The 26,200-nt window shown below is 52.2% G+C and carries 27 protein-coding genes and 2 pseudogenes; 19 read left to right on the forward strand and 10 right to left on the reverse strand.

Annotation, left to right across the window (positions count from 1 at the left end):
* Nucleotides 1-2 precede the first annotated feature (2 nt).
* A complete protein-coding gene (locus KDW_RS22780) occupies nucleotides 3-764 on the forward strand; it encodes an ABC transporter permease (RefSeq protein WP_151758228.1) in 762 nt (253 codons plus the stop codon).
* A 108-nt stretch (nucleotides 765-872) separates the two neighbouring features.
* Here KDW_RS22780 and KDW_RS22785 read toward each other — a convergent pair whose 3' ends face one another.
* Nucleotides 873-1,100: a hypothetical protein gene (locus KDW_RS22785; RefSeq protein ID WP_151758229.1), complete on the reverse strand. Its 228-nt coding sequence runs from the start codon at nucleotides 1,098-1,100 to the stop codon at nucleotides 873-875.
* A gap of 348 nt (nucleotides 1,101-1,448) precedes the next feature.
* Here KDW_RS22785 and KDW_RS22790 point away from each other — a divergent pair, with 348 nt between their 5' ends.
* The 3 genes from KDW_RS22790 to KDW_RS22800 all read left to right on the forward strand — a co-directional run bounded on the left by KDW_RS22790 (nucleotide 1,449) and on the right by KDW_RS22800 (nucleotide 3,274).
* Complete coding sequence (locus tag KDW_RS22790) at nucleotides 1,449-2,414, forward strand: IS110 family transposase (protein WP_151758230.1); 966 nt, start codon at nucleotides 1,449-1,451, stop codon at nucleotides 2,412-2,414.
* Nucleotides 2,315-2,668, forward strand: coding sequence for a transposase (locus KDW_RS22795; protein WP_162005524.1), 354 nt, complete (start codon nucleotides 2,315-2,317; stop codon nucleotides 2,666-2,668). The genes KDW_RS22790 and KDW_RS22795 overlap by 100 nt, the downstream gene beginning before the upstream one ends.
* 348 nt (nucleotides 2,669-3,016) lie before the next feature.
* A complete protein-coding gene (locus tag KDW_RS22800; RefSeq protein WP_151758232.1) occupies nucleotides 3,017-3,274 on the forward strand; it encodes a hypothetical protein in 258 nt (85 codons plus the stop codon).
* Between the two features lie 381 nt (nucleotides 3,275-3,655).
* Here KDW_RS22800 and KDW_RS36100 read toward each other — a convergent pair.
* Nucleotides 3,656-4,054, reverse strand: a pseudogene (locus KDW_RS36100) (NADPH-dependent FMN reductase); the annotation flags it as partial.
* Between the two features lie 272 nt (nucleotides 4,055-4,326).
* Here KDW_RS36100 and KDW_RS22810 point away from each other — a divergent pair.
* Nucleotides 4,327-4,902: a hypothetical protein gene (locus KDW_RS22810; RefSeq protein ID WP_151758233.1), complete on the forward strand. Its 576-nt coding sequence runs from the start codon at nucleotides 4,327-4,329 to the stop codon at nucleotides 4,900-4,902.
* 87 nt (nucleotides 4,903-4,989) lie between these two features.
* On the opposite strand, the gene KDW_RS22815 is transcribed toward KDW_RS22810, so the two are convergent.
* Complete coding sequence (locus KDW_RS22815) at nucleotides 4,990-5,184, reverse strand: hypothetical protein (protein ID WP_151758234.1); 195 nt, start codon at nucleotides 5,182-5,184, stop codon at nucleotides 4,990-4,992.
* A gap of 95 nt (nucleotides 5,185-5,279) precedes the next feature.
* Between KDW_RS22815 and KDW_RS35270 the strand changes: the two genes are divergently transcribed.
* A complete protein-coding gene (locus tag KDW_RS35270; RefSeq protein ID WP_269822501.1) occupies nucleotides 5,280-5,408 on the forward strand; it encodes a hypothetical protein in 129 nt (42 codons plus the stop codon).
* Nucleotides 5,409-5,421: 13 nt separating this feature from the next.
* Here the strand turns inward: KDW_RS35270 and KDW_RS22820 are convergent, their stop codons facing one another.
* The 3 genes and pseudogenes from KDW_RS22820 to KDW_RS22830 all read right to left on the reverse strand — a co-directional run bounded on the left by KDW_RS22820 (nucleotide 5,422) and on the right by KDW_RS22830 (nucleotide 10,035).
* Nucleotides 5,422-6,576, reverse strand: coding sequence for a sensor histidine kinase (locus KDW_RS22820; RefSeq protein WP_151758235.1), 1,155 nt, complete (start codon nucleotides 6,574-6,576; stop codon nucleotides 5,422-5,424).
* Nucleotides 6,542-7,011: pseudogene (locus KDW_RS22825) on the reverse strand (response regulator). The gene KDW_RS22820 and the pseudogene KDW_RS22825 overlap by 35 nt, the downstream one beginning before the upstream one ends.
* A 39-nt stretch (nucleotides 7,012-7,050) precedes the next feature.
* Nucleotides 7,051-10,035, reverse strand: a complete 2,985-nt coding sequence (locus tag KDW_RS22830; protein WP_151758236.1) for a PAS domain S-box protein — start codon at nucleotides 10,033-10,035, stop codon at nucleotides 7,051-7,053.
* A gap of 539 nt (nucleotides 10,036-10,574) precedes the next feature.
* On the opposite strand from KDW_RS22830, the gene KDW_RS22835 reads away from it, so the two are divergent.
* Nucleotides 10,575-11,123: a histidine phosphatase family protein gene (locus KDW_RS22835; RefSeq protein WP_162005525.1), complete on the forward strand. Its 549-nt coding sequence runs from the start codon at nucleotides 10,575-10,577 to the stop codon at nucleotides 11,121-11,123.
* A gap of 458 nt (nucleotides 11,124-11,581) precedes the next feature.
* Here the strand turns inward: KDW_RS22835 and KDW_RS22840 are convergent, their stop codons facing one another.
* Nucleotides 11,582-12,586 carry a WD40 repeat domain-containing protein gene (locus KDW_RS22840; RefSeq protein ID WP_151758238.1) on the reverse strand — a complete coding sequence of 335 codons (1,005 nt, stop codon included), beginning with the start codon at nucleotides 12,584-12,586 and terminating at the stop codon, nucleotides 11,582-11,584.
* A 613-nt stretch (nucleotides 12,587-13,199) separates the two neighbouring features.
* Between KDW_RS22840 and KDW_RS22845 the strand changes: the two genes are divergently transcribed.
* A complete protein-coding gene (locus KDW_RS22845) occupies nucleotides 13,200-13,484 on the forward strand; it encodes a hypothetical protein (RefSeq protein ID WP_162005526.1) in 285 nt (94 codons plus the stop codon).
* Nucleotides 13,485-13,754: 270 nt separating this feature from the next.
* Here KDW_RS22845 and KDW_RS22850 read toward each other — a convergent pair whose 3' ends face one another.
* Nucleotides 13,755-14,723 carry an alpha/beta hydrolase gene (locus tag KDW_RS22850; RefSeq protein WP_151758240.1) on the reverse strand — a complete coding sequence of 323 codons (969 nt, stop codon included), beginning with the start codon at nucleotides 14,721-14,723 and terminating at the stop codon, nucleotides 13,755-13,757.
* Between the two features lie 250 nt (nucleotides 14,724-14,973).
* On the opposite strand from KDW_RS22850, the gene KDW_RS22855 reads away from it, so the two are divergent.
* A complete protein-coding gene (locus KDW_RS22855) occupies nucleotides 14,974-15,678 on the forward strand; it encodes a TetR/AcrR family transcriptional regulator (protein ID WP_151758241.1) in 705 nt (234 codons plus the stop codon).
* Nucleotides 15,679-15,757: 79 nt separating this feature from the next.
* Here the strand turns inward: KDW_RS22855 and KDW_RS22860 are convergent, their stop codons facing one another.
* Nucleotides 15,758-16,579: an MBL fold metallo-hydrolase gene (locus tag KDW_RS22860; RefSeq protein ID WP_151758242.1), complete on the reverse strand. Its 822-nt coding sequence runs from the start codon at nucleotides 16,577-16,579 to the stop codon at nucleotides 15,758-15,760.
* 19 nt (nucleotides 16,580-16,598) lie between these two features.
* Here KDW_RS22860 and KDW_RS36105 point away from each other — a divergent pair, with 19 nt between their 5' ends.
* Both KDW_RS36105 and KDW_RS22870 read left to right on the forward strand, forming a co-directional pair.
* The gene (locus tag KDW_RS36105; protein ID WP_151758243.1) at nucleotides 16,599-17,033 is read left to right on the forward strand and encodes an HAD hydrolase family protein; all 435 of its coding nucleotides are present in this window, start codon (nucleotides 16,599-16,601) and stop codon (nucleotides 17,031-17,033) included.
* Nucleotides 17,030-17,644 (forward strand): hypothetical protein, encoded by a 615-nt coding sequence (locus tag KDW_RS22870; protein WP_151758244.1) that lies wholly within the window; start codon nucleotides 17,030-17,032, stop codon nucleotides 17,642-17,644. Before KDW_RS36105 ends, KDW_RS22870 begins: the two co-directional genes overlap by 4 nt.
* Here the strand turns inward: KDW_RS22870 and KDW_RS22875 are convergent.
* Nucleotides 17,620-18,255, reverse strand: a complete 636-nt coding sequence (locus KDW_RS22875; RefSeq protein WP_151758245.1) for an HIT family protein — start codon at nucleotides 18,253-18,255, stop codon at nucleotides 17,620-17,622. The genes KDW_RS22870 and KDW_RS22875 overlap by 25 nt on opposite strands.
* Before the next feature lie 279 nt (nucleotides 18,256-18,534).
* Here KDW_RS22875 and KDW_RS22880 point away from each other — a divergent pair, with 279 nt between their 5' ends.
* From KDW_RS22880 to KDW_RS22920, 8 genes are all read left to right on the forward strand, one after another.
* Nucleotides 18,535-19,035, forward strand: coding sequence for a TOTE conflict system archaeo-eukaryotic primase domain-containing protein (locus KDW_RS22880; protein ID WP_151758246.1), 501 nt, complete (start codon nucleotides 18,535-18,537; stop codon nucleotides 19,033-19,035).
* 48 nt (nucleotides 19,036-19,083) lie between these two features.
* Nucleotides 19,084-20,046, forward strand: coding sequence for a CaiB/BaiF CoA transferase family protein (locus KDW_RS22885; RefSeq protein ID WP_233097853.1), 963 nt, complete (start codon nucleotides 19,084-19,086; stop codon nucleotides 20,044-20,046).
* 218 nt (nucleotides 20,047-20,264) lie between these two features.
* On the forward strand, nucleotides 20,265-20,768 hold the full coding sequence (locus KDW_RS22890) for a C45 family peptidase (protein ID WP_151758248.1): 504 nt from the start codon (nucleotides 20,265-20,267) through the stop codon (nucleotides 20,766-20,768).
* Nucleotides 20,769-20,813: 45 nt separating this feature from the next.
* Entirely contained in the window at nucleotides 20,814-21,290 is a 477-nt protein-coding gene (locus tag KDW_RS22895) for a carcinine hydrolase/isopenicillin-N N-acyltransferase family protein (protein WP_162005528.1), read from the forward strand.
* A gap of 373 nt (nucleotides 21,291-21,663) precedes the next feature.
* Nucleotides 21,664-22,467: a Cof-type HAD-IIB family hydrolase gene (locus KDW_RS22905; protein ID WP_151758250.1), complete on the forward strand. Its 804-nt coding sequence runs from the start codon at nucleotides 21,664-21,666 to the stop codon at nucleotides 22,465-22,467.
* Between the two features lie 52 nt (nucleotides 22,468-22,519).
* On the forward strand, nucleotides 22,520-23,365 hold the full coding sequence (locus KDW_RS22910; RefSeq protein ID WP_162005529.1) for a S1 RNA-binding domain-containing protein: 846 nt from the start codon (nucleotides 22,520-22,522) through the stop codon (nucleotides 23,363-23,365).
* Nucleotides 23,366-24,182: 817 nt separating this feature from the next.
* On the forward strand, nucleotides 24,183-24,797 hold the full coding sequence (locus KDW_RS22915) for a TetR/AcrR family transcriptional regulator (protein WP_151758252.1): 615 nt from the start codon (nucleotides 24,183-24,185) through the stop codon (nucleotides 24,795-24,797).
* A gap of 26 nt (nucleotides 24,798-24,823) precedes the next feature.
* Nucleotides 24,824-26,170, forward strand: a complete 1,347-nt coding sequence (locus tag KDW_RS22920; RefSeq protein WP_151758253.1) for a cytochrome P450 — start codon at nucleotides 24,824-24,826, stop codon at nucleotides 26,168-26,170.
* Nucleotides 26,171-26,200: the final 30 nt, after the last annotated feature.

Genomic DNA, 26,200 nt, shown 5'->3' on the forward strand with positions numbered 1-26,200 from the left:
TGATGAAACTCATACGTGACACCTGGCTCCTGTTCTCATGGATCATGGGACAGACCCTGCGTAATCCGATCTGGGCTATGATCGGACTCTTTCAGCCGCTATGCTACCTGTTCCTGTTTGCGCCGCTACTCCAGTCGGTTACGGGCGTACCTGGTTTTCCAACGGGAGGCGCCCTGACCGTCTTCACCCCAGGCGTCCTGGTGATGATGGCGCTTTTCGGCTCCGCCTTCACCGGCTTTGGTCTGGTTGCCGAACTGCGCTCAGGCTTTATCGAGCGCCTGCGTGTTACCCCACTCAACCGGCTCGCGTTATCCCTTGGCTATCTCTTGCGGGATTGCGTCGTGCTGCTGCTGCAATCTCTATTGCTTATAGACATAGCATTGCCACTCGGTGTACACATCAACCCGGCTGGCCTTGTCCTGACCCTGGGACTATTAATCCTGCTGGCGCTCTGCCTCTCTTCCTGTTCCTATGCCCTGGCGCTGTTGCTCAAAGACGAGAACGCCCTTTCATCGCTGCTCAACACCTTCAGCCTGCCGCTCTTCCTACTCTCGGGCATCACCTTACCCCTGACGCTGGCACCACCAATCTTACGCTTGCTGGCCAGCTTTAATCCTTTCGCCTACGCCGTCAACGCGGCTCGTGCCCTCTTTATTGGTCATCTAGCGAGCAGCGAAGTCATCCAGGGCTACCTGCTGATTGGCCTGCTGGCCCTACTCTCGATCCTCTGGGTCACGCGTACCATGCAACGCGCCAGCGAGTAGCGGCACATATTTGCCCTATAACCATAAAAACGCGCGGACGTCTCTCTCGTCCAGTGAACGTCCGCGCCGCCACCCCAGCGTACCGGCAGCGCTGGTCGCTAATACTTTTCACTTAGCGCTATGTTGAGAGATGGTTGGACGTGACCAGCAAGCCAGGTGTACGTGGAGAGGGCGCCACACGCGGAGGCCGCACTGCTGCGTTTGCGCAGGCCAGCGTGCAAGCACGACGCGCAGTGCTGTGGCGCCTCCAGGGATCGTGTGTGCCGTGGCCTGCTCGCACCGCAACGTGGTGGGTGAGCGCGTGGATCCTCCCCGTACCTTCTCGAAGAGGATCACGAAACAGGATTCGTCTCGGTGGAGGCGCCACAGGCATGCGCTGCTCGTTGAGCCCTCGCTCCACGATCATGCCGCATGCCGGCCTTCTACGTTATACTTTTGGCATGAGTACTGAATGCTTCACTTGGACAGCAGAAAGGATGATGCGATAGAGTGAAGCAACGGGACTCCACCTGGAAAATACCCTGCCGGCCCGCGGCTCTTCTTCGCGAAGAGACTGCCAACGCGAGACCTGTATTTCCAGGTGCTTTCCAAGGTCGTAATCACACGAGAGCGTTGCGCTTCGAGCGCCAGTAGAAGGCTCGATCCGCCTTGGAGCGTTCCCTTTCATTTCAAAGGAGCATTGCTATGTGGTTTACTGGTATCGATTGGGCTGACACCCATCATGATGTGGTCGTCCTCGACCATGAAGGAGCGCTGTGCCTGCGCCTACGGATTGACCATACTGCCGCAGGAGTTGCCTCCTTGATTACGCGCTTACGCGCACTTACTGGCCCCGATCATCAAGATGAGATGATCTGTGTGCTGGAAACCAAGACCAATTTACTCGTGACCGCTTTGCTGAAGGCCAATTTTGTCCCGTATCCTATCAATCCTAAAACGGTTGATCGCTGGCGTCCCGTCTCCGGCGCCAAATCCGACCTGCTTGATGCCTACACCCTGGCCAAAATCGCCCGCAGTGATTGGCGTGATTTGAGGCCCCTGCATCTGCCAGAGCAGGGGTTGCAGGAACTGCAACTGTTGGTGCGTGATCAGCAGGGATTGATTGGAGCGCAGACGCGTCTGGCGAATCAACTCCGCGCGTGCTTGAAAGCGTACTACCCGGTGGTCCTCGACGCCTTTGACAAGGGGACCACGTTGCAGAAAAGTTTGCTCGCTTTCATCGTCGCCTATCCGACTCCTGAGCAGGCACGTCAGGCAAGCGTAGAGGAGCTGACCCAGATCTTCAAACAGGCACGCCATCCTCATCCCCTACCGTGTGCGCAACGGGTCTGGCCACTGCTTCAACAACCGCACCTGGAGGCGAGCGCGGCGGTGGTGCATGCCAAATCCCGACTGGCGCAAACGCTGGTCGCCCAACTGCACACCCTCATGGCGCAGATCCATGACTATGATCTGGCCATTGAGGAGCTCTATCAGCAGCAAGATGAATATGAGGTCTTCGCGAGCCTCCCAATTCTGGCAAGCGATTGGGCCCGCGGTTGCTGGCGGAGTTGGCGGTCATTGACCCTCATGAAGCCACTGTCGCCGTCGCGCAACAACTCGCAGGCACCGCTCCAGTCACCAAACAAAGCGGCAACAGTCGCTATGTAGTGCAACGCCAAGCGTGTAGCAAAACGCTTCGCGCTACAGTGTATCTGTTGGCGGCAGAGAGTTGCAAGAACATCAGTTGGGCGCGAGCGTATCATGACCAGAAAAAGAAGCAAGGCAAAAAGAGTGCGACCATTTTTCGGGGGCTGGCCAATACATGGCTTCGGATTATCTGGGCGATGCGGCGCAAGAAAGAGACCTATCAGGAGGACACGTTTGTACAAGCCCAGGCTCGCCATGCGCCAGCGGCCGCCTGAGCGGTGCGTGCTGCCGTGATCTGCACGGCATGCCGTGCAGATCACGGCAGCACGCGACAGCGGAGCACCCAGAGATCCGCGATTGGAACCGATACAGCAACTCTTTGCTTCAATGGGAGAGCCTCTGGCGCCCGTGGAGTCAAGGGGGAAGAGCAGCGGGCTTGAGACCACGGCGAGTCAAAAGCGAAACGAGCCTCACCCATTGAACGACCGTACCCTGTCTCATCATCTGGGTGTGCTGGTTGCACACCCAGCATCAGGGCACTGGGTCAGTCTGTGCTCAAAAAGCCTTCGGGATATGAGCTGAAAAGGTCTTTTTTGGCCCCCTTGACAGAGAGCGTCTCGCGTGTGGCGCCCTCTCCACGTATGATTCGCGGCTTTTCTCTGTTTTTTATGGTCACAAAAGCGCTTCACCGAAACGTATTGGCGCTTGTCGCTGCGATCAGTCGTACCGGCAGCGCTGGTCGCTGCGATCAAGCCAGCAACACGAAGAGAGGATGGGTCATCGTTTCCAGGGACATGCTCGTACGCCGACAGGCCGCAGCGACCAGGGCTAATACGTTTTACGTAAGCCTTTTTCTGGACGAGATTGACGAAAGCATCTAAGCCGATCAGAGGCCCAGTGACTTCTTTTGAGAAGGTGTTCCTTCACCGTCTTGCTATCATTTCAGCCATTCAATCCTTAAGTGAAAAGTATTAGCGACCAGGGCTGCCGGTACGCTGGGGGGCTTGCTCATACGCCGAGTGTCTCGGACGCAACCAGGATGCTTACTTATACGCCAACTGGTCGCAGCGACCAGCGTTGCCGGTACGCAGGGTTTGTAGTGCGCCGCCCCAGGCAATCAGCTGATCGAGCATGGTGTTGACGGCATCTTCTTGATGTGGGCGTGGCCGAAAGGCGCTGTAGTCCTCGAAATCAGCTGTCAGGGAGATGCCGACCTGGCCTTTGACGTCGGCGATCTGGAGTTCTCCCATGACCAGTCGCAGGTGTTCAACTGCGCGTGCTCCGCCCATATAGCCATAGCCAACGAAGCTGGCGGCTTTATTGTTCCACTCGCGATACAGATGATCGATGGCGTTCTTGAGCACACCGGATGGAGCATGATTGTATTCTGGTGTGACGAAGACGTAGGCATCGAAACCGTCTATCTTCTCGGACCAGGCCTGATGCCTGGCCTGGTTGCGCGGTTCCAACTCTTCAGAGACTGTTTCGCCGAGATAGGGCAGGTTGAAGTCTTTGAGATCTACCAGCTCTACCTGTACCTCGTTACGTCTTGCGGCAATCTCATGGACCCAGCGAGCGATGACCTCACCTTTACGTCCTGGCGTGTACTGCCAATGATAATGGCTAACTTGATCATGATTATTTGTATCCTTTTCTCGCATTCTTTTTTCCTGACACTGCTTGAGTATAGAGCCGGACAGGCTTATAGTCGCTGTCCAAAAGCAGGGTTGGTGCCTGTACAAAGGGCCAGCGTGATGTGGGAATGACAATCACGTTTGCGGGGTACATAGAGCAGCAGTGGTGGTGTTGTTTTTTTTGCACATAGGTTTATGCTGATTGGCACGCGAAGCGTGGTATTATACGCTGCTTTCAGTTATGCTTGAAAGCGAGTTACTATACTTCTATCTTGCTTTTAAAGGGAGGGTTCCATAGGATGTGGAAATTCGTTTTACGGATGCTAAAATGCTGGTTGCCGTACGCTATCATCATTGTGGGCTTGTCTGGTTTGCTGTATGTGGTGGGACAGCAGGTGCTGCGCCAGCAGGCGAACGATCCACAGATTCAAATGGCAGAGGATACTGCGGCCAGGCTGGCAGCGGGTGAGCAGCCACAGGCGTTGCTGCCTGCTGATAAGGTTGATGTGGCTACCAGTATCGCTCCATATCTGGTGATGTATGATGCGAATGGCAAACCGGTTGCTGGTTCTGGTCAGTTGAATGGACAACTGCCGACGCTTCCTGCGGGTGTCTTTGATTCTGTCCGGAAAGATGGGGAAGATCGAGTGACCTGGCAGCCTCTGCCCGGGGTGCGCAGTGCGACGGTGGTGTCGCCGATCAAGGGGGGAAGCGGTGGTTTTGTAATGGCTGGCCGTTCTCTGCGTGAGAGCGAGTTGCGTACAGATGATCTTGGAAAACTCATCCTGGTTGGTTGCCTGGGATTATTAGTGCTGGAGCTGGGAGTTGTGGCATTGCTCTTTCGTAATCCTCCCAGGAGGCGTGTCATCGTTTGATCTTTGTAATGATAAGCTGTTCTGGTGTCGCGACCTGTTCTTGCTGGTAGACAGAGCCTGGCAGGTCGCTTGATCCATGGCTACTAATTACATCTTTTGTCGTAGCCATTCAACCGCCTGTTCAAATTTTTGCGTGCCACTAAAGCGTTTGCTATCGCCCTCATTATTATCCAGTAGAATAATATCTGAACTATTTTCCGGGGTATCAGTAATCCAGCGAACCTCATAGCCAAGCTCCGATGCCAGCATATTCATTAATAATACCGCCATGCCTTTCCTCATAATTGCACTCCTTGTTGTATCTTTATGTATAGCTTTTATCCAGAGTATACCCCTGATTGCATATCTTTGCTTTTTTTCTACCATAAGAGAGACAAATGGGCCGTCTGGAGAGACGCGTAGGTTCGTGGCGTGCCACGATGACGTTGGCCCAGGATAATATCCGCTATTCCGGTGAGGCGGATGATAACATGACGCCAGCAATCGTGGGTAAGCCACGAACCTAAGGGGCATCTCAGATTACATGACAGCTTCTTTTTGTTCGTCGACATGCTCGCGATCAATGGGCAGGGTAAAGCAAAATGTGGATCCGGCACCTTCTTCGCTTTCCACCCAGATCTGTCCTTCCTGTCTGTGAATGATTTCGGAGGCGATATAGAGGCCCAATCCCAGCCCGGAGATGGCATGTTGTCTGGCATCTGTCAGGCGATAGAAAGGATCAAAGATTTTCTCGCGCATATCCTTTGGGATGCCCGGACCAAAGTCCTGGATGCGTACGGTCACCGTATCGCTGGTGGCGGTTGTCTTGACGATAATGCGATCACTGGCGGGGGCGTATTTGATCGCGTTCATCAATAAGTTGGTGATCACCTGACCAATACGGCCGCGATCACCCCAGACGGTCTGGTTGGTTTCGCCGTCGCGGAGCAGGAGCTGCTTTTCTGTGATGGGCTGAATCTCTTCGATCAGTTCGGCGATCAGCTCGTCAAAGGCAAAGTAGTCCTCGCGAAACTGGAGTTTCCCACCCTCGATGCGCGTGACATCTTGAAAATCGCTGATGAGGTCGGTCAGCTTATTAATCTGGGCATTCATGCGTGAGGTGGTACGCACGACCTGCTCATCGCCACTGGCCAGGAAGCGCTTGCGCAGAAGCTGGGCATGGGCCTTTAAACTGGTAAGCGGTGTGCGCAGTTCATGCACGACCATGCTGATGAACTCATTGCGCTTCTTCTCCAGTTCCTGGATGGCCAATTGCTCGCTGATCAATTTTTCGCGTTCGCGCTCAGCTTTTTTGCGCTCGATAGCGTAACGAATGATGCGGCGCAGGAGATCCTCTTGCAGATTTTCCTTCGAAATATAGTCATCGGCACCAGCTTGCAGGGCAAGGATATCGATTTCAGATTCATTGGCACCGGTAAGGAGTATAATCGGTAAAGAATAACCCAGACTGCGTGCTTGCTTAATGAGTTCAATGCCATTTTTGGCTCCAAGGCGATAGTCGAGCAGACACAGATCATGTTGGCCGGCCAGCATACTGCTGAGGCCAGCCTCCGGATCACTCTCCCAGCGCAGCTCATAATTGGCATTGCGCATCTTGGTCAGAACTTTTCTGAGGAGGAAATAATCCTCCTCGTCGTCCTCAATGAGTAGTATCGTTGTTTTGTGCAGTTCCATACGTGCCCTTCTTTGACTTGTCTGGCAATGTTACAACCTCAAACCAATATTTCCCCAGAGCCTGCATCACTTCAATCAACTTGTCAAAAGTTACTGGTTTGGTGATAAACGAGTTGACACCAGCTTATACGAGCGATAGATGTCTTCCTCTGCCTTTGAAGTCGTAAAGACCACGATGGGAATATCTCGGAGCTCAGGATGGTTTTTGATCTCGCGCAATGCCTCGCGTCCATCTTTTTTTGGCATGTTGAGATCCAATAAAATCAGGCCAGGCAAGGGCGCACTGCTGTTATCCGTATCGGCATATTTATTGCGATGGAGCAGGTAATCGAGCAATTCTTCTCCATTGCTGACGCTATAGAGCGTGTTGAGTAATTTTCCTTTTTGTAATGCTTTCTGGGTCAGCAGAATATCATCTTCGTCATCATCGGCCATCAAAATGACAATGCTATTTGAATTTATCATCGGAGATTCTTATCCTTTAAGTGGATGACTCACTGGTAAGGTTACTATAAACGTGGAACCTTCGCCAATGGTACTTGTAGCGGTAATGGTACCGCCATGACGTTCTACAATTTTGCGTACGACCGCCAGGCCAATGCCTGTACCTTCATATTCTTTTCTTCCATGCAGCCGTTGGAAGACTGTGAAGATCCGATCCAGGTATTTTTCTTCAAAGCCGATACCGTTATCCTGAACCGTGAGAATACAGTTTGGCCCACTGTAGAATTCGTCTGGTTGGGTGTTTTCTTCAATGGTGGCCGAGACTTTGATGACAGGTGGTACACCAGGTCGATGGAACTTCAGGGCGTTGCCGAGCAGGTTTTGCAGGACCTGATACATCTGCCGTGAGTCGGCTTCGATGGTTGGCAGGTTGCCCAGTTCGATGGTGCCGTTGGTTTCCTGGATTCGGGTTTCCAGATCATCCAGGACATCGCGCGCAACCAGTTCCAGACTGATTGGCGAGAAGGGCAAGGTTTTGGTTGCGACGCGTGAGAAGGTGAGCAGATCATCGATCAGGACGCGCATGCGGGCGGCCGCGTTCCTCATGCGATCCAGATATTCTTTGCCCTCACCAATTTCCGGGCCATATTCTTCTTCAAGCAAGTTGCCAAAGGCTTGAATTTTGCGCAGTGGCTCCTGAAGATCATGCGAGGCCACATAGGCGAATTCCTGGAGCTCCTGGTTGCTGCGCTCCAGATTGGCGTTGAGCAAACGCAGTTCATCGGTACGCTGAGCAACGCGTGCCTCCAGGGTCGCATTGAGATCCTGCAGATTATAATAAATGCGGGCACGTTCGATGGCCATATTGACCCGACTGGCCAGTTCTTCCGCCATATTCAGGTCCGCTTCTGTATAAGAAGTACGTTCCCGGGTAGTGACAAAGGTAATCGTGCCTTCGATCTCACCCTGGACCGTGAGCGGTACAATCATGGCGGACTCGGCATGCAGCTCGCGCAATAGTTCCAGTTCGCGTGGATCGCTCGTCAGGTTTTGCGCGCTCTCCGCATCCAGGTGGAAGTAGAGGGCTGCGCTCTTTTTCTGTCTGACGGTCGCGATCGCGGCCGGGATCTCTTTTTCCTCAAGCTCATGTTCTTTAAAATTGAACTCCTGTGTGTTCTGAACTGGATCAGGATAAGCGATGCTGACTGGTTGTAGATTGGGTATGCTGCTGTGCAGGTCGATGCGGCACCAGTCTGCGACGGCCGGAATGGCGTTTTGGATGACCTGGACAACCACCTCTTGATAGTTCATGGAGGAAGCCAGGAGTTTGCTGGATGAGGCAATAAAGCCCACCTGCTCCAGGGTATGTGCCAGTTGGAGTTCGGCCTCTTTGCGCTCGGTAATATCGATGTTTACACCAAGGACGCGCTGTGGATGCCCCTCTTCATCATTGATCACCTCGCCTTTGCCAAGCATCCAGCGTTGCGTTCCATCCGGGTGTATGACGCGGAATTCAACGTTATAGGGTGGTCCATCGGTAACTGAGCGTTGCAGATTGCCTTCTGCCCGTTCAAGATCATCGGGATGAACTCGCTGTGCCCAGTTCTCGTAGCGTCCCTCAAAACCGCCGGCTGGCAATCCATACAGCGCCTCCAGTTCGGGGGTCCAGAGAATCTCATTTGTGCGGACATTCCAATCGAAGGTACCAATATTGCCTGCCAGTTGAGCCAGTTGCAGGCGCTGCTGGCTTAACTTCAAGTTGTCGCGGTCGCGAATCTGTTCGGTTACCTCGACGGCATGCACCATAATACCATTGATCTTGCCATTAACATCACGGGCTGGTTGATAGACAAAGTTAAGGAAGCTCTCTTCAAGCTGCCCATCCAGCTTACGATCAATCATCACAAGCACTTCATCGCCATGGAAAGGGATGCCTGTGGTATAAACAGCATCCAGCAGTTCGTAGAAACCCTGATCGGCTATTTCTGGCAGGGCTTCACGGACCGTTTTGCCGATCAGGTCACGATTACCGACCAGTTGTAGATAGCGTGGATTGGCAAACTCAAAGACATGTTCTGGACCATGGAGCAGACAGACACTGGCCGGTACCTGCAGAAAGAGATCGTAGATCCGCTGGCGCTCGGCCTCGGCCTCGGCGTGCGCCTGTTGCTCTGCGGCCAGCAGGCGGACACGCTCCTCTTCCATCAATTTGCGTTCAGTGAAATCGCGGGTGACAGCCAGCACTGAGACCATCTGGCCATTGGCGTCAAATTCAGGTGCCAGATGCGCCTGATAGAAGCGCCGTCCAGCAGGTCCGGTAAAATCCAGATCTACTTCAAGTGGCTTTTGCGTACGGAAAGCTTCCGCTAGTGCTTCTTTCCAGCGCTGTACATGTTCAGTTGGGAAACCATTTTCCTCATGGGTTTTCCCAATGATATCGGCCTGAGGACGGCCCGCAACCCTGCAGCCAGCTGGATTAATATAGAGGAAGCGCGAGTCGTGATCATAGCGCGTAATTATATCTGGTGCGTTCTCCACCACGGTCATAAATGCCTGGCGCTGCTGATAAAGGTCCTGCTCCAATTTTTTGCGCTCGTTGATATCCTCGATTACCGAAATAAAATATTGTGGCGTATTGTCTTCAGCGCGTGACAGGGCGGCCGTCAGGTGAGTCCAGGTCAGATGGCCATCTTTGCAGATATAACGCTTATCCATGGCATAGTTCTGAATTTCGCCAGCGATAAGTTGTTTGACGTAGGCCAGATTTTTCTCCAGATCATCGTCATAGGTAATTTCTTGAAAGGTCATGCGCTGTAATTCTTCGCGTTGATAGCCAGTAATATCGCACAGCCTCTGGTTTACATATAACCATCTGCCGTCCAACGCTACGTGCGCCAGGCCGACTGCAGCTTGCTCAAAGGTATCTTCGAACCGTTGCTCAGTTTGCCTGACGGCGGAGCGCAGTTGTGAGATTGTCGTCTCCTCCTGCGGAACGGGATCAGGTATTTTTGCCATACGTCTTCTCTCTTCTCTTATCCCTGGGCCAAGCTGGCCAGGTCTGGATGGGCCTGCTTGTGTGCGCACTAGCTCTCGTCGGCAGACGGATCATCATCGCGCATTGCATAGATACCGCAATATCTATCGCACTATTATACCCCACAATATAAGCTGTGCGGTAGGGGAAGGACTGTCTATCTACTTTCCACCAGCTAATCCAGGGTCATTCTTTGCACCATTTAGACATAATCTATGGACTATACCATGTCCTGGCCCTCTGATTTAGAACTTTTATCCTTGATCCGGTACTTTTTTACCAGACGTTTCTGGAAAGCTCTCAGCCAGGTTTACGTATCTCAACTGGATCGGCAATTTAATCTTTATTACTATTCAAATAAATGAGAATTATTCTGTTTATCCTGTTGTAATACAGATAGTATCTTACTTACTGTACGTCCTATGTGATTAAATCGCTTCCTTCTTGCTTGAAATTATCATTTTCCTGGTGTTACACTACGGCTAGAAAATTGAAAGTTATGATGAAGGATTATGTGCAGATGCTGACATTATTTTATTCTCCACATGCCACCAGTGTTGATAATGAGGCGAGGCGTGCTTCTGGCTATGTGGATGTGCCGCTCTCGGAGGCAGGCTTACAGCAGGCCAGGTTACGGGGAGAACAGTATGCTCAAGAAGCACTGGATGCTGTCTATAGCTCCGATCTTCAACGTGCCTGGCGCACCTCCGAGATCGCCTTTGGCGAGCGTGGCCTACCTCTCTATCGCGATGCCAGACTGCGTGAATTCGATTATGGAGATATGACGCAGCATCCGATTGAGCAAATAGATGAAGAGATTCCCCGCCGCATAGTTGAGCCCTTTCCCAATGGCGAGAGTGCCGTCATGGTCGTTCAACGGATGGGGACCTTTCTGCGCGACGTCCTGCGCGATCATGATGGCAAAATAATTGTCGTCATTGGCCATCGCGCCACCAGATACGGCTTGCTTTATTGGTGCGGCAACACCCCACTTGCAGAGATCGTACACGCCCCCTGGGAATGGCGTGACATCCCATCTGGCGCCACGAACTCCATCCCCACAACCTGAATAAAGAAATTATATTGTAGTGGCAGCGCTGGCCGTACGTGGAGGCCTTGAAGGCTAATACGTTTCACTTAAGGATTGAATGGCTGAAATGATAGCATGACGGTGAAGGAACACCTTCTCAAAGGATCAAGAGAGGTAAAACGTGTAGGTTCGACCCTTTGGGTCGATTCGGTTGCCTCTACGATACCCTCACCTCCGCAGGATCACGCAAGTGAAAAAGCGGTGAAGCAAGGCGTGAAGAGGCTTGCTCATGGTCAAGCAAGGATATCATGCAGGCACGAATCGACCCAAAGGGTCGAACCTACCTGTTCGCTTTTCTTGATCCTTTGAAGTCACTGGGCCTCTGATCGGCTCAGATGCTTTCGTCAATCTCGTCCAGAAAAAGGCTTACGTGAAACGTATTAGCCTTGAAGGCTGCCGCTACGTGAGGAATTGGGTGCATTGGCGTTGCGCATGGATCAGGGAAGGGGAATGGGTGTCGCGGAGAGGACCTTTTCAGGGATACGCCAGACATGGACGGTGCCATCGTCGCTGGCCGAGGCTACAAACGGTATAGCTGTGGATGTATGTGCTCCATTTACCCATTGTGGTATCATCGCGAGCGCACGGATGGGGGCCCGATGACCGGTATAAGTGTAGAGCAATCGGCCAGTATCAAAGCGCCAGATTTGTACTCCTTGATCCTGTCCTGCTGAGATGATTAGCCCCTGGTAAGCTGCTATGGCATAGACGCTGCCCTTATGTCCGCGATAGGTCGTTATGGGTGAGGCCGAGGAAGGGGGGAACTTTGTTGACCAGACACGCACAGTACCATCATTGCTCGCTGAGGCAAATGTGTTGTGTTCTACTATCCATGCGAGGGCATTGATTGTGCCGGTATGCCCATTATAATAATCAGGTTGCTGTGAGAGATCATTCTCATCTCTGGCGATCTGCCAATAACTGATGATGTGCTTATCACCAGCTAACAGTAGAGAACCAGGGGCGTAGAAAAGTAGTGTTCGGATGATACCATACCCGGTATTGTTATAGATGCTCTTCTCGTTTCTGGCATCCCAGATCTGTACCGTGCCATCGTCAGCGCTAGAAAAGATGATGCTATCAGGAGTGGTTGTCGAGATAAAGTGTAGGTTTTGCCAGGTCAAGGAGAGTACCTTCCCGTGTTGGCCCGTGGGTCCCGTAGCCTGCTTGCCCCGAAACGCATTCCAGACCAGGACCTTGCCATCCTGATCGCCAGCCGAGGCAATATTGATGCCCTCTTTGTTCCAGGCGAGCGCAGTTATTGGCGAGGTATGTCCCACAAAGGTATAGTGCAGGGCCCCGTTGATGATTTGCCAGACCTGGACTGTCTTGTCTACACTACCCGAGGCCAGATAGCGGCCATCAGGCGACCAGGCCAGCGTTGTGACGGCGGCTTTGTGCCCGCGATAGATGTAATTTGTGCCTGGAGTGGTAACAGGCACGATAGATGCTGGCGCTATCCTTGAACGGGAGGAGTGGTAAGCCAGGTCCAGACTCTCACCGTGACAACGCCTGCCAGGGTGAGTGCGCCGATTCCAGGCCTTGTACCATGCGGCGACGTGGGATTCGAGCTCTTTGTCTTGTTAGAGTGCCTGGTATTCTCCGTGCAGGCACCGTGCCCAACGGCGCGCGGCAGGCGCTACAGTTCGCATCCGTTGCTTCATTTATCGAGCCGCAGCGGGGACAAGAGCGTAAATATTGACCCATGCGCCGCCTTCCTTATTTATGATAGGACACTGACTGCAAAGATAGTAAATCTATATTTTTCGATTTTTGATGCGTTTCTCACTATTCTACGGGTAAATTATAGCACATCTATGTAGCGAGGTATCATGTTAAGCGTGTTTGCTTTTACGTCTACAGGTTGCAGCGGCAAGCGCAAATACGTTTCATTTAAGCACTTTTGTGGTTGCAAAAGCTGTTGTGAAAAAAAGCAGCGGATCGTACGTGGAGAGGGCGCCACACGCGGAGGCCGGCATGCGGCGTGATAGTGGAGCGAGGTGCGCAACGAGCAGCGCATGCCTGTGGCGCCTACACCGAGACGGATCGTGTTTCGTGATCCTCTTCGAGAAGGTACGGGGAGGATCTACGTGCTCTCCCACCACGTTGCTGCGCGAGCAGGCGACGGCACCCACGATCCCTGTAGGCGCCACAGCACTGCGAGTCGTGCTTGCACGCAGGCCTGCGCAAACGCAGCAGGGCGGCCTCCGCGTGTGGCGCCCTCTCCACGTACACCTTGCTTGCTGGTCACGTCCAACCCTCTCTCAACATATCGCTAAACGAAAAGTATTAGCGACCAGCGCTGCCGGTACGAGTATTCAGCTCTTTGTGGCTACATAAAACCAGACACCAGCGGTGCTTACGCTGTCCGCTGGTGTCTGGTTGAGAGAGTGGAGCAATGAAGAAGGTTTATTGCTCCTGTGATTTGACCTGAGCTTCGCAGTAGTTATTGATCTGATCGAAGATCCCATCATCTTTTCAGGTCTCTACTGGCTTATGTGTACAGTATAGAACAAATGTTTCAAATAAGCAAGCTGAACAATACACATACACATTATGGGTAGCAGACCGCCTGGACTTTGCTGGCGGGCAGCGGGAATTTCTAGATTTCTAAAAAACCTTTGAGCGGTGGGCTGGATCAAACGCGCGTTTTAAGGCTGCCAGCAGATCTCGCTCGGCAGTCTGGGTTACCCGGGCATCGGCGACCATTCTGAAGCCGTGGTAGGCACCAGGATAGACGTGCAGCTCCGTTGGCACGCCTGCTCGCATCAGGCGACGAGCATATTCCAGATCTTCCTCCAGAAACAGATCGAGTGCACCGACGTAGAGGAAGGTGGCAGGTAAGCCCTCCAGCCGCTCAGCGCGTGCCGCCGCCGCATAGGGCGAAACATCGGTCCCGCCGGGTTCCTGGCCCAGCAAAGCGGTCCAGCCAAAGCGGTTAGCCTCCGGTGTCCAGATGAATTCCCCTGTGTATGGATGCGGGTTCGCCAGTGTACAAGTGCGATCATCGATCATGGGAGCGAGCAGGAATTGAAACGCCAGGGAGAATTCCCCACGGTCGCGTGTCAGGAGCGCTAATGCTGCGGCCAGTCCCCCTCCAGCACTGCTGCCGCCCACCGCGATCCGCTTCAGATCGATACCCAGTTCGTCGGCATGCGTAGCGAGCCATTTCAAGGCTGCGTAACAATCCTCGACCGGGCCAGGATAGGGGGTCTCAGGGGCCAGACGGTAATCTACCGAAACGGCAGCACACCCGAGCGTTGACACGATACTTTTAACCGTGAGATCTTCCGCATCCGCCGAACCCATAATATATCCGCCCCCATGAAGCCAGAGCAGGGCCGGGACCGCTTCCTGCACCGAGTTCGGCAGGTAGACCAGCACGCGTACATCGGGTGCCCCTTCTGGTCCAGAGATGAAGCGCTCACTTACAGACAGCGCAGCAAATTGGGACACGTCCGCAGTGGCCTGGGGACTCATGGCGCGTATCTGCTTCAGGATTTCAGCAGTTAATACTGTGGTCGGAATATGGTCAAGGAGAGCAGCAAGCTCAGGATCAACAAGGTGCCTGGTTGTCATTATATCTTCCTTTATTTATATGCCTCTTGCTCAATGACGGAAAACAGCTTATATGGCAACCGTTCGCAGCATGAGCACGAGCTAGCTATGCCATCCCGGACCTTCAAGCTAAACACGTGTGTGCTTGACGGGGGTTGCGGGAGGTCTTATACTCCATAGTAAGATGAGGACAATTGTCCTCAATAGATAGCGTGTAGTTTAAAGGACAATTGTCCCCTTGTCAAGAGGAGATCACGTTAAGAGGGGTGTTATGGAAACAGGGAGACGGCAGGAACTGGTCGCCACCACAAAGGCTGGTAAAGAAGCAGGGATGCGTAGGAGACCAGAACGGCGGCAGGCAGCCGATTTTGACCAGCGGATCTTGCGGGTGGCTCGGCAGTTGTTTGCCGAGCGAGGCGTTGAGGATGTCAGTATGCATCAGATTGCCCGGGAAGCAGGCGTTGGTCAGGGAACGCTCTATCGCCGCTACGCCCACAAGGGTGAATTGATCCTGGATCTGCTGAATGAGAGCGCCCTGCGCTTCTTAGAGGAGATCCAGGCCTATGCCCGGGATAAAGAAATATGGTCAGCATTACAGCGATTGGACAGCGTCCTCCGCAGGAGCCTTGCCTTCATCGAGGAGGAAGGATTATTTCTGGCGGCCATCATGGATACATCGTCTGGCGAGAAGCGCGAGATGAAGTTTAGCACGCAGTACTATCGTGCCTCCCATAGCCTTATCGCGCATTTGCTTGAGGAAGCTATTGCCCAGGAGGAACTTGCGCCGCTGGACACCATCTACACTGCCGATGCAATCATCGCAACCTCCGATCCTGCCCTCTATCTCTTTCAACGGCAGAGGCGAGGGTATACGCAAGAACAGATTTTAGCAGGGCTACGACGTATCTATATCAAGGGCATGTCTGTTCGCTCTCCCCACAACCAGGCATGCGCTGATCAGCCTCCTCCGGCTTGAAGGCTCTTGCGCAATCTTCTGATCAGCAAAAGATGTAGATGCGACCGCAAAGGTCGCATCTATGATTGATGATCTGTTTTTACGGATAGCGGACTTCCTGAACGGCGCGGATGTAGCGGTCGGCGGATCTGACAACTGCATCATGGGCGTCCTGTTGGACGATGGCTTCAAACCAGGCGGCGTAGAGGCGGTCGAATTTGTAGGGAGCGATGGTGTCGCGCATGCGCTGGACTTCGCTGGCGGGCAGGGGAATCAGGTTTGGATAACTATACATAAAACTGACGTAGCGGCGATCGACGACGACGGTGATGATGTCTCCACTGAGGAGTGCGCCTTTTCCTTCGGCTCCCCGGGGCCAGTGCAGGACGGTGCCACTGGGATAGTGGCCGCCGAGGCGGATCAGGGTGAGGTCACCAGGGAGTTGCAGGGTCTCGCCTGTCCAGTAGACGATGCGCTCGTCCGGGCGCATGACCCATTTTTTGTCGTTGGCATGCAGATAGATTTTCGCGTCAAAGCGCTGCGCCCATTCGACCATGGCGGAATAGTAGTGGGGATGCGAGATGGCGATTGCGGAAATACCACCCAGATCTTTTACCGCCTGGTAGGTCTCATCATCCAGATAGGTGATGCAGTCCCACAGGACGTTGCCTTGCTCACTGCACACCAGGAGTCCGCGCTGGCCGATGGCGAATTTGGGGTTAGTCCCGATGCCTATAAGCTGTGGTTCCTGCTGCTTGAGGATATTGCTATGACCCTCTGCGCGCATCGACTCCATCGTCGTCCATTGCTGTCCCTGATGACCAACATACTGTCGCTCATCCAGGCAGATCGGACATTCCCGAGGCTGCTCCTGGCTGGCTGCGAACTGGGTACCACAGGTGACACAAATCCAATGCTGCATAAATACTTCTCATTTCTAAATGTGTATTGAAGCGGGGCTGCCAGTGTGTGTGTATGTAAGAAATTTAACTGTCCAGCTAAAAAACATATACTTAAGCAGAGATAGTGGAATTCACTTTCATCGCGTCATCAGCGATCTGTCATTGAATGCGCCCCAAATCACCAGCAATGGCGCGACGGTGATTGCTATGAGCACGAATACGCTCTTACAGCAACAACTGATCCCTCCCCATTATATCTTACCTGTAGTAGAATATCCATGTAGCTTAGATTTACAATTTTGCTACTATAGCCATGATTATTTATATGCCGAGCAGGCGCTTTATGATCGATATAACTGGTTTCACTCAGGCATTCCTGTGCATAGTGTTGAAAATATTGAAGATGTCTCTTGGCGCCAGGATGATAAATATTGTGTTACTATAAAGAAGTCTCTCAAAAGGTGTAAAAATTGAAATTTACTGCTCACGTGGTTATTGAACGTCCGCAGGAAAAAGTCTTTGACTGGATGTTTCAACCCCAACATATCGTGCAATTGCTCACGCGGAAACCTACACAAAATCTCATGAATAAAGGGCCGGTCCCTGCACATTTGCTCGAGCGGGTCGCTAAGCAGCAGCGTTTTCAGGAGCAAGCTGAAACAGCCATTGAGATAGAAGATCTTTCGACACCGGTTCTCTGTGTCGGAACAACCTTCTACTATAGGCTGGGATTGAAGCATCCATCTATAGAGTTTCCAGAATGGAAATATCTGACCTCAGGTACTGTCACTATAAAAAAATCCACCGTGCCCACATTTTTTGCATTTACCACCAAGGGTTTTTCACCGTCTGCAGAGCACCAGCTGGTTTTCCATCCTCAACGTGGAGGGACCAGCATCATCTATACTCAGTCGATTCCCTTTGGAAAACTACAACTAAAGATAGCATCTGTGCTCGCTCCTGGAGTGTTCCCCTCTGGCAATGAGGCCAGCTTTTTGGGAAATGGTGCAATTCCATTTGGAGATAAAGAAGTACAGCAACAGCTTATGCATCTCAAGTCTCAAATGGAAGTTGAAATCGGATGAGCCAGAGCAGCTCTTAGCTCAGTAACATATTTTTCATACTCACGTGGATCAAGAAAGCGTTCTGCCGCGTGGGACATTCTTTGCTCCGGGGCTGCATCACCATAATAGCGAGGCTTGAGACGGCAATAGAGATGCGGATAGCCACTACTTCCCATATCGATACTCATTTTCAGTGGCGTAAAGACCTTTTCGATTGCCCTGGCTGAGCGGGCCAGATCGTCAATAAACACATACTGTTCCTCTTGCGAAAGATCGTGCAATTCCTTGACATGACGCTTATAGGTAATTATACATTCCCCATGAATATATTGGTTCTTCGTGAGACTGAGGCGTGCCATGTTGAGATCGGCGACGACAAATCCATAGCCATCAAACGCTTCATTTTTTGCAAGTTGGGCGCAGTGAACGCAATTTTCGCCTCGAACAAGTGCTTCCCATTGTTCTCGTGGCATCCACTTTGAAGGACCGGAAGGGAGTAGTTCCGAAAGGTTTTTTCGTATCTGCTCGGCAGCCCACTCCGGTGTATCTTGCTCAGCAATTCCAGCCTGTTTCGCAATTGCTGCAAGTTTGGCAAACATCTCATCTTCAAGGTTTAGTGTGATTGTTTTCATCGGTTCCTTCCTTCTGATCATTGAGACGACTTTCAGTAGCTATCTTACGCGATTTACTCAGCTCAGGCAAGTTTTTTGCAACAGATATTGCACATGTTGTTCCCGTTTTCTTCCGATGTTTTACCCATGATCCCCTGTTATATCATTAGTAACAGGAAAAACCTGAACACGGTTGATCGCAAAAAAACTGGCTCAGGTATTTCGTCAACTACGCCAGTTGTGTCTACCTTGCCTGCCTTTTGGCCTCAATTGTTCAGTTGCGACAAAGGACAGGTGGGCATGAAATCTTTGAAGGAGCACAATCCTATCCTGGAGGACGCAGAGACGATGAGAGAAAAGAGGAGCTTTATGTCGATTGCATCCTATCTGCCCGCCTATACCGATGTGTTTGTGGGTCGCCGTGATGACTACGCAATCCAATTGCCAAATGGGAGTTATCGGCGCGCAGGACGACCACTCACCAATGCGAATCTCTTGAATCATCTCCTGGGGAGACAGACCTATGGGACCTATGTGATGGATGACGATGGCCAGTGCCGCTTTGCGGTGTTTGACGCCGATACCGAGGATGGAATAGATCGAATATTGTCTATCCATGATCGGTTGGCTGCTCAGGGGATTGTTTCTTACGTGGAACGCTCCCGACGTGGTGGCCACCTCTGGATCTTTTTCATTCGTCCAGTACCCGCATCCTGGGTGCGTGCCTGGTTGCTGCCTATTGTCCAACCGATATGGAATTCTATCCGAAGCAAAACGAAGGGTTGGGCTATGGCTCGCTGATCCGGCTCCCCTGGGGTATTCACCGTAAGAGTGGACAATGCTATCCCTTTGAAAGTCGAGCAAGGACGCGAACTGCTGCGTGCTCTGGTGCTAAGCACTGATATCGTAATAGAAAGCTTTCGACCGGGAGTGATGCAGCGATTGGGTTTGGACTACGAGCAGCTGAAAAAAATCAAACCCGATCTCATCTATTGTGCCATCTCCGGGTACGGACAGGACGGTCCCTATCGGGACAGGGCCGGACACGATCTTAACTACCAGGGATACGCCGGTTTGCTCGACTACCAGCGGGACGCACAGGGAGTTCCCTCTCTTCCAGCCACGCAACTAGGCGACCTGATTGGCGGTAGTTATAGCGCCGTTGTTGGTATCCTGTTAGCCCTGGTGGAGCGTGCGCACAGTGGGCAGGGGCGCTTCGTCGATGTTGCCATGACTGAGAACCTGTTGAGTCTGATGCCTCTGGTCACTTCGCTATACCTGCACAGTGGTGTGAGCTTGTCGCCGGAGCGCTCGCCACTGAACGGTGCTCTCCCCTGCTATCACATCTACGAGGCAGGTGATGGCAAGTATGTTACGCTCGCTGCTCTGGAGCCAAAGTTCTGGCGCACCTTCTGTGAGCGCATCGGGCATCCTGAACTGATAGCTGGGCATATGCCGACCAGCGCAGAGCAGAGGGATGAGACCATACGCGCCTTGCAAGCCATCTTCAAAACGCGCTCGCGTGATGCATGGATTGAGGTATGTGGCGGCGACGACACTTGCCTGGGTCCCGTCTACAGCATTGACGAAGCCTTCAACGATCCCCAGGCACTGGCGCGCCATGTTGTGCGCACTGATGAAGCAGGCGGAAAGGAGCTATCCACATTGGCGCGCTTTCCGCGCCTGGTTGGAGGCGAGCAGGTGACACCGCAGCCCGCACCTTACGTCGGTGAGCATAGTGAGGCTATTCTGCAAGAACTGGGATATAGCGCAGAGCAAATTCAAGCCTGGAGGGGGCAGGGTGTGATTTAACGTGTCTATGCTAGCCTTCCTACCTCCAATATTTACCGCACGGGGAGAAGCGATTACCCTCAGGGGAGGTCATGACCACTTCGCTCACGATCAAACCGGAGGTTAAGAGTTGTGAGGGGTTCTGGTGAAGGCAAGTTCAGGTTTGAGCGCTGGCAGTGTTTCGAGCAAACGCTGCCGACAGTAGAGTACAACATACATCTGTAAGAGAGAATGAAGACATGCAACATCACGACAATTACTTTACCTTTCAAGCTGAAAATAACTATGACCTGGGCCTCCAATTGGGAACCCATTTCAAAGAAGCAATCCAGGCCAAAATAAATCGTACCCTACGAGATGATGTGTGGGCTTTAAAGCTTAAACGATCTCTAGAATACCTTTCCGCGGCGAAAGAGTGCTTCCCACACTATGTTCAGGAGATGGAAGGGTATGCCAGAGGAGCAGGCGTCGATTTTCTCGCCTGCTGGACTTGTAGTCTTGAGGATGAGTTCTCTTTCTACCGAGAAGATCACTGTACGTCAATTGTTACCAATGATGGGAAGCTCATCTCGCACAACGAAGATTGGGCGCATGATGCAGCGGATGAAATCTGTGTCCTTCAGAAGACAATTGGCGATCTCACCCTATTAGAACTCAATTACCTCAATACGTTGGGCGGTAATTCCGCGAGTATCATTCCTTCGATATGTCCTGATCTACTGATCAGCGATAGCATATACTGATCAATCATGACTCATAGCGACTGGCAGCGGGATACAAGAAATGTCATGGCTCGCTTTCTGTCAGAAACGCAAGATCCGCTGCAAGATTTTCAAAAGTTAAAGTCCCTGCAAAGAGCTACTGGTTACAACCACAATATTATGAACATGGACGGCAAGAGATGGAATATTGAGTCGACTGCGAGAGAACAGGTGATAATTGAACCTGCTTCCCCATTTGTGCATACCAATCACTACCTGTCAGAGCAACTGAAACCTCTGGAAGCGGAAAAAATGCCGTCCACCTTCCGGCGCTATGAAGTAGCGAGCGAGAAAGTCAGACCACACATGTCTGAGCAGGAACTCATGACGCTTGTGAGCGATACCTCCCAAGGCCCTGATTTGAGTATTTTTAATGACAGGACGATAGCACGGATGATTGTCGATACAGAGCAGAGAAGTGCGAAGATATGGCTCCGACGGGAAGCGGCTAAAGGATGGGTGGAGTATCCACTGGGATTTCTAGGAAATGTGGGAATTCGGTGAAGCACCTGGCTCACCTTTGATGAATGATGAGCTTATCTGACGATTATTCTCCCTTTGTTGAGTCTGTTAAAGAAGAGCAAAACGGCAAGTATGGAGAACAACCTCGGCGATGGGTCGTTGAGCGGCTTTTCTCCTGGCTCAACCGTTCTCGACGGCTCTTGATCCGTTGGGAGAAGCACGCTGCCCGATGGCGAATTTGGGGTTAGTCCCGATGCCTATAAGCTGTGGTTCCTGCTGCTTGAGGATATTGCTATGACCCTCTGTTTGTGTACAGGTGAGAGCTTTAACTGTACAACTAAAAAGCGTATACTAAAGCAGAGGTAGTGAAATTCACTTTCCTCGATGCACTTGTTTGTCAGGAGTTTCTACCACTATGTATCGTCTCCTCGCTATTGATCTGGATGGAACCTTATTAACGCCGCAACACAAAGTGAGTCCATATACGCTGGATGTGCTTAAGCGGGCGGTCGCTGATGGCATGCGACTGGTTATCGCCACGGGCCGTGTCCCTTTTAGTTTTCATCGTGTCATCAGGGATCTGCCGTTGAATGCGCCGCAAATCACCAGTAATGGCGCGACGGTGATTGATATGAGCACGAATACGCTCGTGCACCAACAACTGGTTCCTCCCCATTATATCTTACCCGTAGTGGAATATGCACGCAGCCTCGATCTACAATTTTGCTACTATACCAATGAGTATTTATATGCCGAGCAGGCGCTTTATGATCGACAGAACTGGTATCTCTCTGGTATACCTATACGTAGAGTCGAAAATATTGAGGATGTCTATCCACAGCCATGTATCAAGATTGGCGCGTTTGGGGATGCGTCTACCCTGAGAGCCAAACGTCGGGACCTGGAGAGCCACTTCGCTGGACAGCTCTATGTGACGCAGACAGCAGAACAATGGCTGGAATTCCTGCATCCAGAGGTCTCGAAAGCCAATGCCCTCAGGACGATTACCCAGATGCTGGATATTCGGCCTGAGGAAGTGATTGCTTTTGGTGATAATCATAATGATATCGAGATGTTGCGCTTCGCTGGGCTGGGGATCGCGATGGGGAATGCACACCAGGAAGTCAAGGCTGCTGCCGATTATGTGACATTGAGGAACATTGATGATGGTGTGGCTGCGGCCCTCGAAAAATTTGTTTTTGCGGTAGAAAAACGCTAGCCAGGATTTTGTGGGTAAAGGTTCGATCATTTCTTTTATGCAGAGGTGCAAGATGTCGGATGAGCAGCAGTTTCAAGATGATGTCTGGTTATGGCTTGAGGAACAGTACAAATATGATCGAATGCTCACTGGTTATATTGTTGAGCTGGCGGGCGATCATTTGATTGTGGATATTCGCGGTATTCAAGGGACAGTTGAGCATGTGACGCTGGGTGTGAACTGGCGGCTGGCGAATCTGACGATTGAGGAGCAGCAATTATCTGAAGAGGAGCTGGTCTATCAGCAATTGACGACCCTGCAAGGTCAGGAGATCGGGGTCAGGATCCTGGATATGGACCGTTACCTGCATATTTTGTCCCTGGAGCTTTCTGGCAAAGCTGAGGTGACTGCTCAGCAGAAGAGCAAGGAAGCGCACATACTGACGGGTTTACGGCCAGGTGATATCTGTAAAGGGCGCGTGAAAAGTATCTATGGGCATCAGGTCAAAGTAGAGCTGGGCGGCATCGAAGGCACCATCCCGCCCGACCATATCTCGCTGCAAAAAAGCTTTATTGATCCCTGGAAAGTTGTGCAGCCGGGCCAGGAGGTTGAGGTCATGATCATGGATAAGGATCCAGACAACCTGTTGCTCTCTCTGACCTATGCTCAGCGCCGCGATGAAGCCTTGCACAAACTGAAAGCGGACACGATCTGTGAAGGCTCGATCGCCAGCCTGAGCTCTGACGGGATCTATGTAGACCTGGGCGGCGTGCTGGGTCTGGTCCCGGTTGAGCAAGTTGTCTCCGGCTACATCACCCATCCCGCCGACCGTTATCACAAAGGCCAACACATCGTAGTCCGCATCCAGCAGATCGCCAGCGACAAACGCGTTACCGCCTCCCTCGTCAGCGCTGAGTAAATCACCCTTTGTAGCGGCAGCGCTGGTCGCTGCGATCAGTTTGACGTCCGAGCAAGCCCCTCGCAGCGATGACCCGTTCCCGTCTGGGAAGGTTGTTGGTGAAATGATATGTGTCGATAATGTTTTATTGCATCAAATGATCGATAAAAAAATTAATGTAGGTTCGGCCCTTGCGGCCGATTGGCTCGCTCTCCATCAACCTTCACCTCACCAAGATCACGAGGAATGGCACCGATCCAACGTGTGTGCAACCACGAGCTGTAAAGTGATCACCTTTGAGTGGCTTGATCATGGTGAAGGGAGGGTGTAGTGGGGGAGTTAATCGGCCGCAAGGACCGAATATATCGCTTTTACATCTTCTGAACCTTTAATGAAATGCTGCTTTCTGGTCATACAATGCTTTCGCCAACCACATCCATAGGTGCATGCTATCCATGTGGCAGTGAGCGATCCCTGGCAGCGCCACACAGCAGGGAAAGGGGTTCGTGTGTGGCGTTGCCAGCTCGGGACGCGAAGAGGCTGCAGCCGCCAGGGCATGCCGCTACGCTGGGGCCCCTGCTCAGACGTATACTGACCCGGACGTGCTCGCATTGCTTGTGTTGAAACCGAGCCTAAAGCTTCAATTCACCGCTTTAAGAGAACCTTTGACGTATCCTGAAGGAAATTACATCCCTTGACTTTCAGGGTACAAGTGTTTCTGACAGAATTTCAGTACCTCGCGAACATCTATTCTCCAATCGTCATAAAGGGTGTAGCAATCTCCATTATGGTGTTAAAGTCATTGACATCAATATAATAAGGATGATATGCTGTTGCTATGATGAACGCCAATGAGGATACTTCTGAACAACCACGGAAAAAACGTGTCTACAGGGGAACCGTTCAGGCGGAGATTGCTGCACTCACCGAGCAACGGATCATTGAGGCTGGGCTGGCACTTTTCGATGAGCGATGGGCCGACCAGATTACACTCGACCAGATTGCAGAGCGTGCTGGCGTAACCGTGCAGACCCTTTTACGCCGTTTCGGATCAAAGGAACGTCTGGCGAATGCTATCAGCCAGGAGGCCTTTCGTCGAGCCATGCAGCAACGTATCGAGCCGCCTACGGGTGATCTCACAACAATTGTGAATGGCCTGACCGCCTACTACGAAGCGGGAGGGAAACGGATGCTACATGGGCTAGCTCAGGAGGCAAGACATCCCCAACTGCACTCCATTATTGATGTGGCGCGTACTTCCCACCGGGAGTGGCTAGAGCGTACTTTCAGGACGCATCTAGAACGGCGTGACGCAGCAGCACGAGCACGTTTACTCGCTCAATTGTTCACTCTTACTGGTGTCTATACCTGGTATCAACTTCGCTACGAGTCTGGCCTGAACCAGGAAGAGACCGCGCATGCACTGTATGAAATGCTCGAAAAACTTCTCTAAGGAGTGTATTTGCAAAGGAGACAAGGATGGTTGCTTCATCTCTACCGCAAGCTCAAGCGGTTCCCTTTACACGTGGGCATTTCTTGCTCGGGAACTATCAGGAGTTTTTGCAGGATCGTCTCGGTTTTCTCAATCATCTGGCACAAGAGGGAGATGTCAGAGGTTTTCGTATCGGTCCCGTTCCTCTGCTCTTTTTCAATAAGGCTGAGCATGCGCAGCACGTCCTGGTTGAGTATGCCAACGATTTCTCCAAAGGGAAGCTCATGCATAAAGCGGTAGGCAATAACGGACTCTTCGTCAGCGAAGGAGAATTCCATAGGCACCAGCGCAAGCTGATGGCTCCCTGCTTTCAGCCACGTCACATTGCCAGCTACGCTGATACCATTGTTCACTACGCCAAGCGTCTCATGCAAGAGTGGGAGGATGGCGCGATCATCGACATCAATCACTCTATGATACGCTTCACGATGAGCATCGTCGGCAAGGTACTCTTTGATACCGACTTCCTCAGCGAAACAGATGAACTGGGAGTTGCGATCAATACAGGCTTAGCCCATGCCGTTCGCACGCTCACCTCGCCTTTCATGCTACCACTCAGCATCCCCACGCTATACAATCAGCGCGTGCGCCAGGCGACACACCTGCTCGAAACGCGTCTCTCCCAGATGATTGAAGAACGTCGCCAACACCCAGATGATCGGAACGACCTGCTCTCCCATCTCTTACGAGCTAGGGACGATGAAGGGCAGCCAATGAGCGACCAGCAATTGATTGATGAATGCGTAACCCTTTTTACCGCCGGACACGAGACTACTGCCGCCGCCCTTGCCTGGACCTGGTACCTGCTCTGCGAGCATCCCCAGAGCTATCAGAAGCTCCAGCAGGAGGTCGATCAGGAACTTCAGGGACATCTCCCGACGTTTGAGGACCTGCCCCAACTCCCCTACTGCTTGCAGGTCTTCAAGGAGACGATGCGCCTTTATCCACCCGCGTCCGGTATTCTGCGCGAGTCCTTGCACGATACCGTGATCGATGACTATAGGGTGCCGAAGGGGACAACCATCCTGATCTCACCCTACACGCTCCATCGACGCGCGGATACCTTCCCTGAACCTGAAAGCTTTCAGCCGGAGCGTTTCGAGCCTTCGCGCGAGAAACTGCTGCCGCGCTCAGCTTCTATTCCTTTCGGGGCCGGACCGCGCATCTGTATCGGCAACCACTTCGCTCTCATGGAGGGCCAACTGCTGATCGCTGCCATCACCCAACACTGCACCTTTCGTCTCGTTCCTGGACAACTGATCGTACCGGATGTTGTTCATCATCTCGCGCTTCGCCCAGGTGGTGAAGTGAAGGTCAGAGTCCATGTCCGTTAAAAAGCGCGCTGTTCGTCCTCGTATCTCGAC

Origin of the sequence: Dictyobacter vulcani, from assembly GCF_008974265.1 — a bacterium.
In the GTDB taxonomy this organism is placed as follows: Bacteria; Chloroflexota; Ktedonobacteria; order Ktedonobacterales; family Ktedonobacteraceae; genus Dictyobacter; species Dictyobacter vulcani.

Bases quoted from the DNA above. Each gene is read 5' to 3' on its own strand.
- KDW_RS36105 (WP_151758243.1), top strand. From the start codon at position 16,599: ATGTGTATTGAAGCGGGGCTGCCAGTGTGTGTGTATGTAAGAAATTTA.
- KDW_RS22790 (WP_151758230.1), top strand. From the start codon at position 1,449: ATGTGGTTTACTGGTATCGATTGGGCTGACACCCATCATGATGTGGTC.
- KDW_RS22875 (WP_151758245.1), bottom strand. From the start codon at position 18,255: ATGAAAACAATCACACTAAACCTTGAAGATGAGATGTTTGCCAAACTT.
- KDW_RS22780 (WP_151758228.1), top strand. From the start codon at position 3: ATGAAACTCATACGTGACACCTGGCTCCTGTTCTCATGGATCATGGGA.
- KDW_RS22915 (WP_151758252.1), top strand. From the start codon at position 24,183: ATGATGAACGCCAATGAGGATACTTCTGAACAACCACGGAAAAAACGT.
- KDW_RS22895 (WP_162005528.1), top strand. From the start codon at position 20,814: ATGGCTCGCTTTCTGTCAGAAACGCAAGATCCGCTGCAAGATTTTCAA.
- KDW_RS22880 (WP_151758246.1), top strand. From the start codon at position 18,535: ATGAAATCTTTGAAGGAGCACAATCCTATCCTGGAGGACGCAGAGACG.
- KDW_RS22830 (WP_151758236.1), bottom strand. From the start codon at position 10,035: ATGGCAAAAATACCTGATCCCGTTCCGCAGGAGGAGACGACAATCTCA.
- KDW_RS22820 (WP_151758235.1), bottom strand. From the start codon at position 6,576: ATGGAACTGCACAAAACAACGATACTACTCATTGAGGACGACGAGGAG.
- KDW_RS22810 (WP_151758233.1), top strand. From the start codon at position 4,327: ATGTGGAAATTCGTTTTACGGATGCTAAAATGCTGGTTGCCGTACGCT.
- KDW_RS22850 (WP_151758240.1), bottom strand. From the start codon at position 14,723: ATGACAACCAGGCACCTTGTTGATCCTGAGCTTGCTGCTCTCCTTGAC.
- KDW_RS22815 (WP_151758234.1), bottom strand. From the start codon at position 5,184: ATGAGGAAAGGCATGGCGGTATTATTAATGAATATGCTGGCATCGGAG.
- KDW_RS22855 (WP_151758241.1), top strand. From the start codon at position 14,974: ATGGAAACAGGGAGACGGCAGGAACTGGTCGCCACCACAAAGGCTGGT.
- KDW_RS22860 (WP_151758242.1), bottom strand. From the start codon at position 16,579: ATGCAGCATTGGATTTGTGTCACCTGTGGTACCCAGTTCGCAGCCAGC.
- KDW_RS22910 (WP_162005529.1), top strand. From the start codon at position 22,520: ATGTCGGATGAGCAGCAGTTTCAAGATGATGTCTGGTTATGGCTTGAG.
- KDW_RS22890 (WP_151758248.1), top strand. From the start codon at position 20,265: ATGCAACATCACGACAATTACTTTACCTTTCAAGCTGAAAATAACTAT.
- KDW_RS35270 (WP_269822501.1), top strand. From the start codon at position 5,280: ATGGGCCGTCTGGAGAGACGCGTAGGTTCGTGGCGTGCCACGATGACG.
- KDW_RS22835 (WP_162005525.1), top strand. From the start codon at position 10,575: ATGCTGACATTATTTTATTCTCCACATGCCACCAGTGTTGATAATGAG.
- KDW_RS22905 (WP_151758250.1), top strand. From the start codon at position 21,664: ATGTATCGTCTCCTCGCTATTGATCTGGATGGAACCTTATTAACGCCG.
- KDW_RS22920 (WP_151758253.1), top strand. From the start codon at position 24,824: ATGGTTGCTTCATCTCTACCGCAAGCTCAAGCGGTTCCCTTTACACGT.